Source organism: Stygiolobus sp. CP850M, from assembly GCF_037389425.1.
GTDB lineage: Archaea > Thermoproteota > Thermoprotei_A > Sulfolobales > Sulfolobaceae > Stygiolobus.
This window is the reverse complement of the sequence record NZ_JBBHKR010000101.1, coordinates 1-17,727: the sequence shown is the minus strand read 5'-3', so window position 1 is coordinate 17,727 and position 17,727 is coordinate 1. Positions and strand designations below refer to the sequence as shown.

Genomic DNA, 17,727 nt, shown 5'->3' with positions numbered 1-17,727 from the left:
TTTAATTCACCTCATTTATTTTGAAAAATTTTTGATTCACCCTCATCAATAACACCTATTGCAGACACAATAAACGGCTTACCACAAAGAGTACCTAATTCTAACGCACTACCCTTATATTCATAATAAGGTATACCAGCAAGTTTAGCATAATGAATTAAATCATCTTTCAAGTCTTGTCTTAAGGTGCTAGCAATTATTATACCTTTAACTTTTCCTAGCTTTAGCATTTTTAAAGTCCTTTTAGTACCTAGAATAACTTTTCCAGTCCTCAGAAGAGTTCTAAGTTCCCCTTCAAAACTTATACTCTCAGACATCTATATCACCTTACATTAGGTTTCATGGACAACTCCACAATTCCAGTACCCAATCTTATCGGTTGCCCGATTATAATGTTTTCTACTACACCTTTAAATTCTTCGACTTCACCCCTGGCTGAAGCGTCAAGTAAATGTTTCACTGTGACTTCGAATGCAGCCCTAGCTAGTACGCTACTTTTTTCACCAGTTACTCCATGCCTACCTATCTGTCTTACTGTACCCGTTCTAGTCATTACATCGGCTACTAGCAATATATGTCTCATATCTACGTCCAAACCTTGTTCATCAAGTACTTTCTTTATTTCTCTAGCTATTAGCTCCCTCGCAGCTTCAATACCAAATATCTCCGCTATTTCATGAATGTTATTAGTTTGTAACTTTGAAATGTCTACCCCCTTAATACCTATTAGCCCCTCAACATTAGAACCGTCTGTTATTATAACATATTCATCGCCCTTTTTCTGAACAATGGCTCTTTTTATACCTTTAACTCCCTTAATTTTGGAGTTCAGAATCTTCTCTCTCATTTTAAATAATCCGGTTATACTATCTATTTCTTCGAAGTATATAGTGAACGTATTCTCATCGATGTCTTCAGTTCTAATTTTTCCTAGTTTCAGTTTGTAAATTGTCTTCTTTACTTCTTCTGCAGTAAGCCCTTTATCTCTTAACATATCTTCATCAAGCTGTAAAGTAATTGACATAGAAGATATATCTAAACTAACTGACGCTATAACGTTCTCTACTTTTGTATACTCGATTTTTCTCGCTATTTCTAGTGCTTTCTCCTTGTCATATTTGTACTCATCTGTTAAATAAATTGTCATTATTGGAGTTGAAGGAGTCTTTCTTACGTCCACTATTTCTATTAATCTTGGTAAGCCTAGTGTAACGTTGAGTTCTCTTATACCTGCATAATGGAACGTTCTCAACGTCATCTGCGTCCCAGGCTCACCTATTGATTGGGCAGCGACCACACCTACGGCTTCACCTGGTTCGACTAATGAGGACTCGTACTCCTTAATAGCTAATTCAATTATACGATCTACTTCATCTTGACTCACTTCGATTTCGAGTTTGTATAAAGTATCTCTCAGATCTTGGATTACTTTATCTGGTAATTTTGATTTAACCTCTTCTAATTTTTTATCAATATAGTTCTTCATTTGTTCGGAAACCATGATTAATCACTTCCTCCAACCTATGACCCTTTCAACTATTCTATTTATATCTACCGACTTACCATGAGCACTATACATTGGATGGACTTCATCATCACCATAAGATACTTCCATTACTTCACCATATAAAGATCTTACTGTTCCGTCGTATTCAACTCTTAAGTCTGATAGTGCGTTTATAAGTCTTCTTTGCATGTATCCGCTTTGCGAAGTCTTCACTGCAGTATCTACTAATCCTTCTCTACCTCCAGCAGCATGATAGAACATTTCTATTGGCGTTAATCCTCTAGTAAATGAGTTGTGAACGAAACCTCTTGAGTCTGGCGAAATGTCGCCAGGCTTGAAGTGAGGTAAAGTTCTGTTCATATACCCTCTCTTTAATCTTTCTCCTCTAACCGACTGTTGTCCTAACATGGCAGTCATCTGTGTAATGTTTAACTCGCTACCCCTAGCTCCAGTTATGGCCATAATGTAGGCATTATTAAACGGATCTAGATACTTAGTAGCAATTTCACCTGATATTTTTCTTAATTTGTCTAATGTATCTAGTATATAATCCTCCAGGCTTTCCTCTAACGTTCTGCCGGGAATTGGTTCTAGCTTACCTTCATTATATTTCTTAATTAATTCGTTAACTTGGTTATATGCATCAGCTGTACTCTGATCTATTTCTTTTAACGCCTCTGGCGGAATTGTTACGTCATCCAAGGTCATAGTAAATCCTCTTAACTCTATATATCTTATAAACATCTTGAAGACGTTATCCATTATCCACTTACCATATTCTGTACCATATTCTTTAATTAACCAATGCAGAACGCTTTCTGGCTGCTGATTACCTATAGCTTTCTTATCTAAAACGCCCTCCAGTAGAATTCCGTTCTTAATTACAATATATGAATCGTGAGGACATACCTCATTCTTACAAGCTCTAACTCCCTTTGATATATTAGCTACTCCATGGAAGTTAAAGTCTTTAGGTAGGAATAAGCTTATCACTTGTTTTCCAGTATAATACTGCTTAGGTGACAGAATCGCAGGTTCTCCTAGATCGCCATTGAAGTCTGTAACACCTAGTATTGTGGCTACTTCCTCTTTAGTTAGTAAAGTAGTTTTTACTGACAATAAATAAGCACCGCTTATATAATCTTGACCTCCTCCCATTATAGGTCCTCCATACCTTGGAGTAATGATGTTCTTGTGAACCAGCATAATCTCTCTAGCTTCTGCTATTGCTTCTTCGGACTGAGGCACATGCAAATTCATCTCATCTCCGTCAAAATCAGCGTTATAAGGTGGACATACTAATACATTTAATCTGAATGTTCTACCGGGTAATACTCTAACTCTATGAGCCATCATTGAAATCCTATGTAGAGACGGCTGCCTATTAAATAGAACGGTATCACCGTCTACTAGATGTCTCTCTACTATGTAGCCTGGAGTTATGCTTGCAGCAAGCTCCTTTCTGTCTTTAACATACCTTAGATCGATTCTTCTACCGTCGGTTCTAATAACATAATTCGCTCCAGGCCACTTGTCTGGTCCATTTATTATATATTGCCTTATTCTTTCAATGTTAAATTTAGTAACTCTTTCAGGAACAGTTAAAATCTTAGCTATTGTCTGAGGAACCCCTACCTCATCAATACTTATACTTGGATCAGGCGAAATTACTGTTCTTGCTGAGAAGTCTACTCTTTTACCAGATAAGTTACCTCTGAATCTTCCTTCCTTACCTTTTAACCTCTGAGCTAAAGTTCTCAAAGGCCTCCCAGATCTATGTTTAGCCGGAGGAAGCCCGGGTATTTCATTATCAATATAGGTTGATACATGATATTGTAATAAGTCCCATAAGTCTTCTATTATTAGTTGAGGAGCTCCAGCCTCCAAGCTCTCTTTTAACCTCTCATTTATTCTCACTATATCAACTAACTTATGTGTAAGGTCGTCTTCAGCTCTGATACCACTTTCTATTGTAATTGAGGGACGTATAGTAATCGGAGGAACTGGCAATACTGTAAGTATCATCCATTCAGGTCTTGCAGTTTTAGGGTCATAGCCCATTAATTCTACATCCGAATCTGGTATTCTCTCTAAACGCTCTCTAATTTCCGATGGAGTTAATCTCACTAAGGATCCGTTTCTTTCTTCATTAAAATAATAAGGCTTGTCAAGCTTGATCTTAAATTGATGCTCTCCACAATGAGGGCATTCCATGTTTTTCATAGCTACTTTTTTGACATACTCTACTAACCTTCTAGCTGCTGAAGGCCATCTATCTTTAATTGAATTATAAATTCTCCTATATCTTTCCAAATCTTCTTCTTTTATCTTAAGCCTACCACAATGCCTACATGTTGCCCTGAGAAAATCATAAACGTGCTTTACATACCCATAATGAAGAACTGGCTTCACTAATTCTATATGCCCAAAGTGACCAGGGCAAGCTGAAAGTGTGTTTCCGCATACTGGGCATTTTTGACCAGGCTCTATAACCCCGAGTCTAGGATCCATTACCCCTCCTTCAATAGGCGTACCATCTTCGTCATAAACTTCAGGAGTTATAATTGCGGTAACCGACATCTGCCTAATTTCATTAGGCGAGAGAATACCGAATTTTATTCCTTTAATAACTTTTTCACTCATTTGAACCACCTAAAGCTATTTTATCACCTAATATAAGTTTCGGGGCTATAACCATACTCATTAACTCTTGTAATAATAGTTTAAAGGCGTAAGAGACCGTGACAGGATGTAAAGTAGTTTTATCCCCGTGAATAGGACAAACATACTTGTTCTTATTCCTATCGTACCAACCTATATAACCACACTGGTCGCATACATACACCGTTACTTTGTCTGAATTATCTAAAAGTCTATCCTTAATTAGCATAGCTGTTCCGAAGCCTATTAGACAGTCCCTCTCCATCTCTCCAAATCTTAGACCTCCTTCTCTTGCTCTTCCTTCAGTAGGTTGCCTTGTTAGAATCTGTACCGGCCCCCTAGCTCTTGCATGCATTTTATCAGCTACCATGTGATGAAGCTTTTGATAATATACTACTCCAAATAACACTCTGTTCTTTACTTTTTGCCCAGTTCTTCCATCATATACTACTTCAGTACCGTCTGGTAGAAAACCAGATTCCAATATACCTTTCTTGATCTCATTTATCTTCGGGGTCTCAATGAATGGAGTCGCATCAGCAACCTTGCCCGTCAGTGCTGCATATTTTCCTGCTAATGCTTCCATGATTTGACCTATTGTCATTCTTGATGGTAATGCATGAGGATTAAGTATTATATCTGGCACAACGCCCTTGGGAGTATAAGGCATATCTACTTGACTAATCAACATTCCTATTACCCCTTTTTGACCGTGCCTTGTAGCAAATTTGTCTCCGATCTCTGGAATTCTTAAATCTCTTACACGTACCTTAACCAATTTGTTACCCTCTGCTGTTTCCGTAACTAAGACGAGATCAACTGTTCCCATTTCCCCGTGCCTTGTGACTATCGACGTATCCCTCTTGGCTTGCTCAGGAGCTAATTCTTTAAACTCTTGTAAGAATCTTGGTGGACTCACCTTACCAATAAGCACATCTCCCCCTTTAACGTCTACCTCTGGAGGAACTATACCGTTATCCTCTAATAATCTGTAATAGTCCTTACCCTTGTATCCCTTAGTACCTGCTTCTGGAACCATTACTTTATCTTCTTGTCCACCTGGGTACTTTACCTCTTCAGTAACATATAATCTGAAGAACGTCGACCGGTACATTCCTCTTTCAACTGACGACTTGTTCATTATTATAGCGTCTTCCATGTTATATCCAGTATATGACATAACAGCTAAGATAGCGTTATTTCCAGCAGGTCTCTCATTATATCCAATCACATCTAGCATTCTAGTTTTCACTAAAGGCTTTTGCGGATAGTGAAGCAAGTGAGCCCTAGTATCTGTTCTTATCTGATAGTTTGCTGCGTATAGTCCTAGGGCTTGCTTAGCCATAGCAGATTGATAAGTGTTTCTAGGAGATTGGTTATGTTCAGGGTATGGTATTATTGAAGCAGTTATTCCTAAGATTGCTGGAGGCCATATCTCCAGATGAGTATGCTCTTTAGTTAGGTCTTCAGGATTAAGTGCGATATATGCATTTTCTTCTTCTTCAGCGTCAAGGAATTCTATTTTCCCTTCCTTTACTAGATCATCAAAGGTTATTTCTCCCTTAGATACTCTTTCTATATCTTGTTCTGTCACCAGAGGTTTACCGTCTTTAACTACTATTAGAGGTCTTCTTACCCTTCCTGAATCGCAATTTATTCTTACTTCGTTAATATACTCAGTTACGATATGCGCAACGTTAATTTCATCACTTAACTTATTACTCCTTCTCGCTTCTCGTATTTTTTCCGCTAACTCCTTACCGTCGGGATAATATCCTACTAGTCTCCCGTTAATGTAAACTTTACTCCACGTGAGATATTTCTCTATATCTTCTCCTTCTTCTGTAACTTTTGTTATAATATCTTCTACTTTCAGTACTCCTTGATCGTATACGAATTTCTCTACGGTAGATTCGTTTATACCCACTGAGATTTGGGCTAATAAAGCAAGATTCTTGACCAGACCGCTGTTAGGACCTTCTGGAGTTTCAAATGGACACATCCTTCCCCATTGTGTACCATGTAAATCTCTAGCCTCAAAGTTAGGTTGGCCTCTAGCAAGTGATGAAACTATCCTTCTTAGATGGCTTAACATAGAGAGCCAGTTAGTCCTATCTAGCAATTGACTAACTCCAGTTCTTCCTCCTACCCAATTTCCAGTGGCTAATGCATGTCTTACCCTCTCAGTTATAATATCCGCTCTAACGAGAGCTGTCAGAGATAATCTTCTTCCTCTAACCTTTGATTTTTCAAGTTGGTAAACCAAATCTTTCATAAATGCTTTGAATGCAACCCTGAATAAACTTGTAAAAAGATCTCCAGCAAGTCTCACTCTCTTATTAGCGTAATGATCCTTGTCGTCTGGCTCTCTCCTTCCAAGGTAGAGTTCGAGTAACTTATTTACAGCACTAGCTAAATAGTAACCCTTTTTCTTTCTATCTTCTGGCGAAGTTCCTAAGTGAGGTAAGAAGTATTTATCTATTACCTGCTCAGCCTTTTGTATTCTGTTTTCTCTCTTTTGACCTACAGCGACTCTGTTACCTATAAAATCTAATGCGTCTTCTACTGTAGTTATTGAACTCGCTTGCTCTAATGAAGGTAATAACTCGTTTTGAATCTCTGGATCTAATGACACAGCATATACTATATCACGATCTGTAGTAAATCCTAGAGCTCTCATTAAAATTACAAAGGGAATCTTTCCAGGTACTGTAGCGAAAGATACCTGAATCGTACTGTCCTTTAGCCTTTCAATTACCACCTGTACTCTATATCCAGCAGCTGCAGAGGTTACTTTAGCCACATGTGTAATGTTACTACCAGATTTTCCATAATCAACTAAAACTCTATTAGTCGCTAAGTCTTCCTGAGCTACAATCACCTTCTCTGTTCCATTTACGATAAAGTACCCGCCCGGGTCTTTTGGATCTTCTCCTATCTCAATAAGTTTTTCAGGAGGTAATGTTGCCGTAGGATCTGCAATTGACTTAAGCATAATGGGTAGATCTCCTATGTAGACCTCGACCGGTTCTCCCTCTATATTATTCTCTATTGGGATCATTGTCAAGTACAATGGAACAGAATAAGTTAGATTCCTTAACCTAGCCTCCATAGGTGTTATTTCTCTTAGAGGTCCTCTGTCAGTCTCTCTTATACCCGGTTTATCGAATCTAATTTTCCCTAGCTTTATCTTTAACCCAGGTATCTCAGTAGTTATTTCTCCTTGCTCATCTATGACTTCTTGAAGTTTATTACGTAGGAAATCGTTGAACGAATCTAAGTGCTGTCGTACTAACCCTCTAACTTTAAAGAAAGACTCTGTTATCATCCACCGTTGTTCTGTTGTTAACAAATCGCTCACCCACTTATCACATATCTATAACTTACACTTTCTCCAGTGAATGGACTTTTCCTAGTTATTCTAACTATGTCGCCAGGCTTTGCACCTATAGCCCTTGCAACGACATCTGAAGCTCTAATCCAAGGTAATTGTTCTGGTCTTACTCCAAGCTCTTTTAGAACCTTATAGGCTTCTTCGAGAGATAGAACTTCGTGTTTCGGAACGAGATTATACTGAAGGGGATCAACTTTCTTTTTCGATGAAGAACGCATTTTAACTTTCACCACTAGAATTTACGTGTAATATGACAATACAAGTTACCAATTTAAAAAAATTACGTTAGTGATGCAAGAAGCTTTCTCGCATGTTCTATCATTGTTCTTGCTGACTCATATAACTCTTCATAAGATAGTTTAAACCTAGCTACACCTTGCTGCATTGCTTTCATACCTACAGCTGCTGCAACTTTAGGATAGACCTCCCATTCGGTCATTTTAGGGATTATGTAGTTCTCATTAGTCCCTCTCTGCCTAGCGAAAGAAGCTAATTCTCTTGAAGCTTCAATTACCATTTCATCAGTTATAGTCTTAGCCCTTACGTCAAGAGCACCTCTAAATACAGCGGGGAAAATTAACGAGTTATTTACTTGATTAGGCAAGTCACTTCTACCAGTTGCAACTATTTTAGCTCCAGCCTTTTTGGCCTCCTCAGGCCATATTTCAGGCGTGGGATTTGCTAAGGCGAATACGATTGAATCTTTACTCATTAGTCTTATCCATTCAGGCTTAATTACGCCAGGGTCAGGTCTGGAAGCAGCAATTAGAACGTCAGCTCCCTTAAAAGCGTCCTCGAGTTTCGTAACACCATCTTTGTTTGTCTTTTCTAGAAGTTCGTATTTCCACGGATTTTCTAACTTCATTTCATCCTCATCTTCCCTACCTTTATACAAGGGTCCACGAGAATCTATTACTATCATATTTTCATAAGGAATTCCGTATTTATATAAGAGTCTTGCCGTCGCTATGTTTGCCGCACCTGCACCGTATAATATTACTTTTGTATTTTTAGTCTCTCTTCCAGTAAGTTCCAGAGCTATTATTAAACCAGCTAATGTTGCACCAGCTGTCCCTTGCTGATCATCGTGCCATACTGGTATCTCTAATTTTTCCCTTAATTTTTCTAGTATATAGAAACATTTTGGTGATTCTATATCCTCTAAGTTAATCCCTCCGAAAGCCGGTTGTAAAATGGTAACAACCTCAACAATTTTGTCTGGGTCTTTAGTGCCTACAGTCAGAGGTACTGCATCTACTCCACCTAAGTACTTGAATAATAGCGCTTTACCTTCCATTACTGGCATCGCTGCCTCTGGTCCTATATCTCCGAGTCCTAATACTCTCGTTCCGTCCGTTACAATTGCAATGGAATTCCATCTATACGTATACTGGAATGAGAGATCCTTATTCTTAGCAATTTCTTTTGAGACTGCAGCAACGCCGGGCGTATATAAAACTGAGAAATCATCTAAGGACTTTATAGGAACCTTAGGGAGAATTTGTATCTTTCCTCTGTATTTTGAAGAAATTTCTATAGCTTTCTTATCCAGTTCACTCAAATGAATAGCCCCATTATCCTACTTTTTAAAAAGATTAAATTTTTTCGAGCTATATTACCGCTACTTTAATTAGTCAATAGAAGGTTAAACCATTAAAGGTGAATAAAAATTACCCAACAATTACAAAAGAAACTGAGACAACCGATAGTAGTGGTACTTGGCCACGTAGACCACGGTAAGACAACATTACTAGATAAAATCAGAGGTACAGCCGTAGTTAAAAAAGAGCCTGGAGAGATGACGCAGGAAGTAGGAGCAAGCTTTGTTCCAACCAGCGTAATTGAAAAACTAGCAGAACCACTAAAAAAGATTTTCCCTATAAAACTAGAAATTCCTGGATTATTATTTATAGATACACCAGGACATGAACTCTTTAGTAATCTAAGAAAAAGAGGAGGGAGCGTAGCAGACATAGCCATATTAGTTGTAGACATAACCGAGGGATTTCAAAAGCAAACGATTGAATCAATAGAGATATTAAAAAATAGAAAAGTTCCGTTTTTAGTTGCGGCAAACAAAATAGATAAAATCCCAGGGTGGAGAGTTCAGAACACATATTCGTTCTTAGAGAGCTTCTCTAAACAGAGAGAAGATGTAAAAAATTATTTAGACGGACTAGTTTACAACTTAGTTTCACAACTAGCAGAACAAGGATTTAGTTCGGAAAGATTCGACAGAATAAAGGATTTCACAAAGACTGTAGCTATAGTCCCAGTATCTGGAAAAACAGGAGAAGGAATAGCTGAACTTCTAGCTTTACTTGCTGGGCTTACTCAAAACTACATGAAAAACAAACTGAAGTTTGCTGAGGGACCAGCAAAAGGTGTTATACTTGAGGTTAAAGAAATTCAAGGTTTAGGACATACTATAGATGTAATCATTTACGAGGGAGTACTCAAAAAGAATGATATAATAGCATTAGGAGGTATAAATGGACCAATAATAACAAAAGTTCGTTCTATCTTAGTTCCCAAGCCTTTACAAGATATAAAAGTAGTTAAAACTGACTTAACTGCTATAGATGAAGTCTACGCTGCGGCTGGCGTTAAAATCTATGCTCCTGATTTAGAGAACGCATTAGCTGGCTCTCCTTTATTCGCAGTAGATGATGAAAGTAAAATTGAGGAATTCAAGAAAATCATACAAGAGGAAATATCCAGTGTAAGGTACTATAATGCAAGCGTAGCAGGGGTTGTAGTTAAGGCAGATAGCTTAGGTAGTTTAGAAGCTATAATTACGGCGCTCCAGCAGAAGAAGATACCTATAAGATTAGCAGATATTGGACCAATTAGTAAAAGAGACATTACGGAGGCAGAATTAACGAGCCAAGAAGCAAAAGAATACGGATTAATTGCTGCCTTTAGAGTTAAACCTCTACCTGGAATAGAGATACCTACTAAAATTAAGTTAATTTATGGTGAAATTATCTATCAGTTAATTGATGATATAGAAAAATATATTATTGATGTAAAGGAAAGCGAAAAACGTAAAACTTTAGACTCTTTAGTTCTGCCTGGAAAGTTCAGGATTTTACCAGGGTATGTCTTTAGGAGAAGTGACCCTGTAATCGTCGGAGTAGAAGTATTAGGAGGGATCATAAAACCTAAATCTCCTCTAATTAAGAAAGATGGTAGAAAAGTAGGAGAGATCCAGCAAATCCAAGATAACAAGAAGACAGTAGAGAAAGCCACGAAAGGAATGGAAGTAGCAGTTTCTATAAAAGGTAATGTTATGGTAGGACGCCAAATTGAAGAGGGAGACGTATTATATACTGACGTGCCCAAAGAGGACTTAGAAATTCTGCTAACTAAATATAAGGATATTATAACAGACGATATGAAGGAAGTAATAAAAGAGATAATTAATATTAAAAAGAGTTCCGATCCAACATACGGATTGGGTATTACATTATAGCAACAATCTCTTTTTCTGCAAAGAATATGCTCATTTCTCTTTTAGCCTTTTCTTCGCTGTCCGATGCATGGATTACATTTTCTGCTTTCGTTAAAGCATAATCCCCCCTTATAGTACCTGGTGGTGCCTCTTTAGGGTCAGTGTTCCCAATCATTTTTCTTACAACAGTTACAGCTTCTTCTCCCTCAACTACCATGCATACTACCGGTCCAGATGTTATATAATTTATCAATTCTTCAAAGAAAGACTTCCCCTTATGTTCTTCATATAATCTTTCTGCTGTAGTTCTATCTATATGAACCATCTTCATTGCTACTATATTAAAACCTCTCTTCTCAAATCTGGAAATTATCTCGCCTACTAGTCTTCTCTTTACACCGTCTGGTTTAATCATTACAAAAGTCCTCTGTTTCACTTAGCCCCACCTATGTAAGCCTTGGTCCACTTTAACTTCTTAGGATCCCTATGTAACTTTAGCATAGATTTTTTGCACTTGTTAGAACAAAACCACAATATTGAACCGTCGTTTCTGACGTACATTAATCCAGTACCAGGCATTATTTCTTTTCCGCAGAAACTACACTGCCTTATTGAAACCATGATTGATAATACACATAGTGAAGTATTTAAGTGAATTGGTATTGTGATCTTTTGGGTAATAAGAGTGAGCGAGAAAGCGAAACAGTCAACTCAATCACCAATAATAGAAGAATTCGGCTTTCCGGCTGAAGTAATACAGATTTTAGATAGAACAGGGGTTACAGGGGAAGTTACTCAAGTTAGAGTAAGAGTTCTAGAAGGAAGGGACAAGGGAAGAATACTAACAAGAAACGTTAAAGGACCAGTAAGACTTGGAGATATCCTCATACTTAGGGAAACTGAAAGAGAAGCGAGGAAATTAAGCAGTAAGAGGTAAAGCTATGCCTTTATTTTTGCTTTCTAAGCCAGTTACTCTTCATTTTTTAACTCAACTACGTTCTAAAACGACAGATCAAATTAACTTCAGAAAAACAATGGTTAGATTAGGTAGAATTATCGGTTATGAGCTTTTAAATACGTTAGATTACGAAACAGTTGAAGTTGAAACACCTTTAGGAACAAAAGCTAGGGGCATTAGAATTTATGATTTAGAGAATATAGTAATAATAAACGTTCTAAGGGCAGCTACGCCGCTTGTGGAAGGACTTTTAAAAGCTTTACCGACAGCTAGGCTAGGTGTAATCGCTGCTAGTAGAAAGGAAAAAGAAGTCAAGGAAGAATTTCCAGAAGAAATGGAGGTTGAAATATTCTATTCAAAGATACCTAATATAACTTCTAAAGATAACGTCATAATAGCCGACCCAATGATAGCTACTGCAAGTACTATGAAAAAAATAATAAGCATTATTAAAAATTATAGTCCAAAAAGAATCTATATAGTTTCCGTGATTATATCTGAATATGGAGTCAGAAAACTTCTAGCAGAATTCCCAGATATCTACTTGTTTACTATCTCAATAGATCCAGAATTAGACAATAGAGGTTATATAATACCAGGTTTAGGTGATGCTGGAGACAGAGCGTTTGGATAAGATAAAGTATAAATGGAGATTTTCATAACGTATTAGCTATGGTAAAAATAGGCTTAGAAGTTCACGTTCACTTAACGGCGTTAAAAACCAAACTCTTTTGCTCTTGTCCAACGGACTACATAGATAAAGAACCAAATACTGTCGTATGCCCTGTCTGTCTAGGCTTACCGGGAGCTATACCAATAATCAACGAGAATGCCTTAAAATACGCAATAATGGTATCGTTGGCACTTAATGGGGAAGTTGCTGATAGGCTATCTATGGTAAGAAAACATTATTTCTACCCAGATATGGCGAAGAATTATCAGATCTCTCAGTATGATGGTCCCGGAAGTATTGCAATAAGTAAAGGTGGTTTTGTAAAACTGAGAGATGGTAAAACTGTAAGGATAAGGAGAATAAACATAGAAGAGGATCCGGCAAAAATTATTTATCCAACCGGGTCTATGTTGACCAGCAAATACACTCTTTTAGATTACAATAGGTCTGGTATGGCATTGCTCGAAATAGTAACTGAGCCTGACATGACAGAACCTAGAGAAGCGAGAGAATTTCTAGAAAAACTACGATCTATACTAGAGCATTTAGGTGTATGTAATTGTGACTTAGAAGGGGCTATGAGGGCTGATGCTAATGTATCCGTTGAGGGAGGAGAAAGAGTGGAAGTAAAGAATATTGGATCACCAAAAGAAGTTGAAGAAGCAATAAAATACGAAATAGCTAGGCAAAGAGCCGCAATTGCTCAGGGACTAAAAGTGGAGAGAGAGACTAGACATTGGGATGCACAAAGGAAAGTAACAGTACCAACTAGAACTAAAGAACAAGAAGAAGATTATAGATACTTTCCTGACCCAGATTTACCACCCTATCCTATAAGCAAACAACTAGTAGAAGAAATTAGAAAAAGTCTCCCTGAACTACCAGATATTAGAATACAAAGGTTGGTGAAACAATACGAAATAACTGAATATGATGCAACAGTTTTAGTAACGGATAAAGTGCTAGCTGACTTATTTGAGGAGACGGCTAAGAACTACTTTAACTACAAGAAACTCGCTAATTTATTAATTAACGACTATCTAAGGTGGCTAAACGATAAGAACCTGAGGCCGTCCCAATCGAAAGCCACACCATCACATCTAGTAGAGTTACTTAAACTTCTCGATGATGGTGTAATTACAATAAAGATAGCTAAAGAAATCTTACCTGAAGTAGTTTTAGAAGGTAAAATGCCAGGTCAGATAATTAAAGAAAGGGGACTTACGGCAGTAAAGGACGAGGAATTCCTCGTCCAGATAATAAGGGAAGTAATCAAAGAGGAGCCAGATGCAGCTGAAAAAGCTAGAAAAGATCCTAAAGTGATTAACTACCTAGTAGGGAAAGTTATGAAAAAGACGGGTAAAAGAGCCGATCCACAATTGACCAACGAACTCATAAGAAAAATTCTTAGCGGCGAGAGTAAGTAATCACGGCGTGGGTTTATCTTCACCATTCAGTTCTTAAGACCGCGTTCATCTAAATATGAATACATGGTGGTGATATTTATTTCCACTTACTCGAAATACAAGGAACTGAGAATTAGACTACTTGTGGTTGATTTGCTTAAGGAGCTGAAGAACGCGTATACCTACAAGGAGTTATCTAAATTACTTAATATCCAGGAAAGTTTACTATGTAGGTATGTCAATGGTAATACCATACCTAGTGAAATACATTCAAAGGAAATTCTCGATAAAATTAAGAATGAAGAGTTCCTACTAAAGTTCTTTTACAACAAAATCTCATTTTATGAAGATGGATTTGTAGATACTTCTTCACTACTATTTTATCCTAACATGTTAAAAATGCTGGTAGAAATTTATTATCAGAAATACATTGGAAATAAAGAAGTAAACAAAATAGTTACTATAGCTGTAAATGGAATTCCGTTTGCAACACTTGCAGCTTCGGCTTTAGCTAAACCATTACTAGTTATGAAAAAACACAAGGATTCTATCCACTTAGAGTATATAGACGAAAACCTTAAAGAGTCAGAGGGAATGGTAACGACCATATATCTAAGAAAAGATTATATTAATAGAGGAGATAAGATTCTGCTTATCGATGACGTGATAAGAACTGGAACTACTATTTATGCAGCTTATAAATTGCTAAATAAGAGCGGAGCTGAAGTCGTAGGTGCTATAACTATTGCATCTGTTGGCCGAGAATGGATTAAACACGTTAACACTATAAATATCTACCCTATTTTTAGGCTATGATAAGCAAGCTAGTCAATAACGTATACGCAATAAAAGGAAATTTCCTAGTTTATTTAATAGACATAGGAGAAAGTTTTATCCTGATAGACTCAAGTGATGGGAGTGACTCATCTATAATTATAGATGGAATTTATGAGATCTTAGAAAGAAATTCAAAAAAGTTGAAATGGATAATATTAACGAGTTATAGACGTGAGGTAGCAGGAGGAGCTAGTGTACTATCGAGGTTATTCTCTGCATTAATTATATCTAGTAGAGAAGTAGCTTCTCTACTGAGAAAAGGAGGTGATAAAAATAGTAATTATGAGCCTTTGAACGTAACCGTCGAATTATCTGAGTCAAACTTGAAATATATGAACGAGATTTTAGGTGTAGATCCTCGTCACAAAATTACCGTTATTAAGAGCAATACCCCAGTTAGTGGGTCAATATTCATAATGTTCGATTCTATACTGTTTACTGGAGCTAGTAGAACCAGCGGCATTAAGAATAAAATTAGTTATATATGTAATGCTTACAATTTTGAAAAAGTGATTTAACATGGTATTCGAAGAGAAATGTGACAGTTGTGGAAGATTTCTTCAAGTTAGATATTGTAGTATAAGAAAAATTAATGTGTGTGTAGACTGTTGCCTATTATGCAAGCAAAGAGCAACTTGTAAAATAAGAGTTTGGTCATTTAACTTATTACCAAAGAAGCAGACCGTTAAATTAGCATGAAACATGGTAGATAGACCTTACATTATAATATTCAGCACTATGAGTATAGATGGTAGATTAGCTTCAAAAGACAGATATAGCCAATTAAGTTGCCCATCTGATAAAAGGAGACAACATATCCTTAGAAGCGAAGTAGATGCAGTATTAGTGGGAGCTGAAACAGTAAGAATTGATAATCCTAAACTGACACTTAAATATGCACATGGAAAAAATCCTATTAGAGTAATAATTTCAAATAGTTTAAGATTTAATGTAAATAATACAATTTTCACAACTCCTCCTCCTACAACAGTTTACACATCTAAACTAAATGAAGAGAGTTCTGAAAAGAGACAGATAATTCAAGCTTTAATTCAAAAAGGTGTTGAAATTAGATACATAAATGATATGTCAATTTGTTCTATTATGAGAGACCTTTACATAACTAAGAACGTTAAAAAAATTATGGTAGAGGGCGGCGGAACTACAATTTGGAACTTTATTAAGGAAAATTGTTTCGATGAAATTAGAATCACAATCTCTCCTATAATTTTCGGAAACGGAATATCTTTCGCTCAAGGAGAAGGTTTTACAGGTATTAGCGCACCCAAGCTACAATTGGTCAATGTAAAACTATGTGAATGTGGACAAGAAGTCCATATTATATATAGAAAAATTAGTAATTAAAAATACATTATAATTTTTTTAATTTAAAATAAAAAATTATTGTATAAAAGGCTTGTAGGTTGCCTTATATACTTCTCCTTCTTCTAACTTACTCGCTATTCTTCTATACTTCATTTTATCTCCTATGCTATCTTCTCCATGGACTTTCTTCCATTCTTCTATAGGTATCTGGTATTCCTTTAGCACTTTGTCTCTGTATAAGTCATTTAATACATTATATGTGCAGAACGGTATTACTCTACCATCAGGAGTAGTATAGTGTATATCGCATCTCATTACTCTTTCGACATCATAGTTATATAGATCCATGAAGTGCATAGTCCCTAAGAATAACGTCCTATAGTGCCATTCTCCTAACGCTTCATAATTATGGTTGACGATAATATTACGTAGCATTTCATAAACGTCAAAGTCTTTAGGTCCTTTCTCCTTATCAATAAACTTCCTCAAGTTATATAATAGTTTTACACCTATCCAGACCTTATTTCCTCCTTCTTTTAACTCGTCTGTTTTCTCTCTTAGATACTCCAGTAAACCTTCTAGGTCTATAAACTTAGAAAGCGGTATGAAATGAGGTTCTCCGTTTCTCCACTCTACGAATACGTAAGTTCCGGCTCCGCAGCTTGGATGATTAGCCATCTCAAATTGCTCTTTTCCAGTTATTGCCTCTACTAGCTTAGAGAATACAACAGAAGTTCCTATAGGATACCAACTATCTCTAGTAATCTCTCCATTTGTCTGCTCCTCTATTGCCTTTAAAACCTCAGGAATCGTTATTCTGAACTTATTTCTCATATTGCGTTTCATCATTCCGGTTAAGCTGACAGGTTGGAAGTTAATTGCCCTTACTACATCCATGTTATATGCTGCGAATTTCACTATATTCCCTAAATCTTGATCGTTTACGGTTCTGATAACAGTAGGTACTAGAACTACGCTAGTCATTCCGGCTTTTCTGAAAACCTCTAAAGTGTATGGGACTTCCCAGTGATTCTTAGTATTGGTTCTTCTATTTACACCATCAAAACTCATGTATATGGTGTTTACACCAGCCTCTCTTAACTCACGGGCATACTTTATTGCGTATTCTGGATCTTCGAGGTACATCTTAGCAAAAGTTCCGCCCCAAGTGTTAAGCTGTATGTGTTTTACACCGCTCTCTCTCATAATTCTTACGATTTCAATCAAATCTTCACGTAGTGTAGGTTCTCCACCGGTTAATTGGATGACGAGAGTAATATCTTGCCTTTTCAATTGTTCTACCATGAACTTTATCTGTTCTCTAGTGGGTTCGTATACGTAACCAGCCTTCTCAGCGAAGAAGAAACAGTACCAACAAGATAAATCACACCTGTTCGTAATTACCATGTTTACAAGAGCTGAGTGCTGATGATGCATTGGACAAAGCCCACAGTTAAAAGGACAAGGCGATTTAAGATCTACATATGGAACCTTAGGTCCCTTACCTTCAT

16 protein-coding genes are annotated in these 17,727 nt (G+C 36.9%); 7 read left to right on the top strand and 9 right to left on the bottom strand.

The genetic code is table 11. The features are described 5' to 3' along the window. Positions 1 to 11: 11 nt before the first annotated feature. The 6 genes from WIW89_RS12645 to WIW89_RS12620 form a co-directional block, all read right to left on the bottom strand. Positions 12 to 317, bottom strand: a complete 306-nt coding sequence (locus tag WIW89_RS12645; RefSeq protein ID WP_337699560.1) for a 50S ribosomal protein L30e — start codon at positions 315 to 317, stop codon at positions 12 to 14. A gap of 5 nt (positions 318 to 322) precedes the next feature. Further along, positions 323 to 1,501, bottom strand: coding sequence for a DNA-directed RNA polymerase subunit A'' (gene rpoA2, locus WIW89_RS12640; protein WP_337721028.1), 1,179 nt, complete (start codon positions 1,499 to 1,501; stop codon positions 323 to 325). 6 nt (positions 1,502 to 1,507) lie between these two features. Beyond that, positions 1,508 to 4,150, bottom strand: coding sequence for a DNA-directed RNA polymerase subunit A' (gene rpoA1, locus WIW89_RS12635; protein WP_337721027.1), 2,643 nt, complete (start codon positions 4,148 to 4,150; stop codon positions 1,508 to 1,510). Next, positions 4,143 to 7,520 carry a DNA-directed RNA polymerase subunit B gene (locus WIW89_RS12630; protein ID WP_337721026.1) on the bottom strand — a complete coding sequence of 1,126 codons (3,378 nt, stop codon included), beginning with the start codon at positions 7,518 to 7,520 and terminating at the stop codon, positions 4,143 to 4,145. Before WIW89_RS12630 ends, rpoA1 begins: the two co-directional genes overlap by 8 nt. 5 nt (positions 7,521 to 7,525) lie before the next feature. Beyond that, on the bottom strand, positions 7,526 to 7,780 hold the full coding sequence (locus tag WIW89_RS12625) for a DNA-directed RNA polymerase subunit H (protein WP_337721025.1): 255 nt from the start codon (positions 7,778 to 7,780) through the stop codon (positions 7,526 to 7,528). Between the two features lie 62 nt (positions 7,781 to 7,842). Continuing rightward, complete coding sequence (locus WIW89_RS12620; RefSeq protein ID WP_337721054.1) at positions 7,843 to 9,129, bottom strand: NAD(P)-dependent malic enzyme; 1,287 nt, start codon at positions 9,127 to 9,129, stop codon at positions 7,843 to 7,845. 102 nt (positions 9,130 to 9,231) lie between these two features. On the opposite strand from WIW89_RS12620, the gene infB reads away from it, so the two are divergent. Continuing rightward, entirely contained in the window at positions 9,232 to 11,037 is a 1,806-nt protein-coding gene (infB, locus tag WIW89_RS12615) for a translation initiation factor IF-2 (RefSeq protein ID WP_337721053.1), read from the top strand. Here the strand turns inward: infB and ndk are convergent. Both ndk and WIW89_RS12605 read right to left on the bottom strand, forming a co-directional pair. After that, a complete protein-coding gene (gene ndk / locus WIW89_RS12610; protein ID WP_337721024.1) occupies positions 11,027 to 11,452 on the bottom strand; it encodes a nucleoside-diphosphate kinase in 426 nt (141 codons plus the stop codon). The genes infB and ndk overlap by 11 nt on opposite strands. Continuing rightward, the gene (locus WIW89_RS12605; RefSeq protein ID WP_337699548.1) at positions 11,449 to 11,637 is read right to left on the bottom strand and encodes a 50S ribosomal protein L24e; all 189 of its coding nucleotides are present in this window, start codon (positions 11,635 to 11,637) and stop codon (positions 11,449 to 11,451) included. The genes ndk and WIW89_RS12605 overlap by 4 nt, the downstream gene beginning before the upstream one ends. Before the next feature lie 64 nt (positions 11,638 to 11,701). Here WIW89_RS12605 and WIW89_RS12600 point away from each other — a divergent pair, with 64 nt between their 5' ends. The 6 genes from WIW89_RS12600 to WIW89_RS12575 all read left to right on the top strand — a co-directional run bounded on the left by WIW89_RS12600 (position 11,702) and on the right by WIW89_RS12575 (position 16,255). Further along, positions 11,702 to 11,953, top strand: a complete 252-nt coding sequence (locus WIW89_RS12600) for a 30S ribosomal protein S28e (protein ID WP_221287243.1) — start codon at positions 11,702 to 11,704, stop codon at positions 11,951 to 11,953. Positions 11,954 to 11,957: 4 nt separating this feature from the next. Continuing rightward, complete coding sequence (gene upp, locus WIW89_RS12595; RefSeq protein WP_337721023.1) at positions 11,958 to 12,608, top strand: uracil phosphoribosyltransferase; 651 nt, start codon at positions 11,958 to 11,960, stop codon at positions 12,606 to 12,608. 38 nt (positions 12,609 to 12,646) lie between these two features. Next, positions 12,647 to 14,074, top strand: a complete 1,428-nt coding sequence (gene gatB / locus WIW89_RS12590; protein ID WP_337699542.1) for an Asp-tRNA(Asn)/Glu-tRNA(Gln) amidotransferase subunit GatB — start codon at positions 12,647 to 12,649, stop codon at positions 14,072 to 14,074. 66 nt (positions 14,075 to 14,140) lie between these two features. Next, entirely contained in the window at positions 14,141 to 14,869 is a 729-nt protein-coding gene (locus WIW89_RS12585) for a phosphoribosyltransferase family protein (protein ID WP_443295080.1), read from the top strand. Further along, a complete protein-coding gene (locus WIW89_RS12580; RefSeq protein ID WP_337721021.1) occupies positions 14,866 to 15,408 on the top strand; it encodes an MBL fold metallo-hydrolase in 543 nt (180 codons plus the stop codon). Before WIW89_RS12585 ends, WIW89_RS12580 begins: the two co-directional genes overlap by 4 nt. 184 nt (positions 15,409 to 15,592) lie before the next feature. Then, positions 15,593 to 16,255 (top strand): 2,5-diamino-6-(ribosylamino)-4(3H)-pyrimidinone 5'-phosphate reductase, encoded by a 663-nt coding sequence (locus tag WIW89_RS12575; RefSeq protein ID WP_337721020.1) that lies wholly within the window; start codon positions 15,593 to 15,595, stop codon positions 16,253 to 16,255. A 36-nt stretch (positions 16,256 to 16,291) separates the two neighbouring features. On the opposite strand, the gene tes is transcribed toward WIW89_RS12575, so the two are convergent. Continuing rightward, the coding region (gene tes / locus WIW89_RS12570) for a tetraether lipid synthase Tes (RefSeq protein WP_337721019.1) at positions 16,292 to 17,727 on the bottom strand (1,436 nt) is incomplete at its 5' end.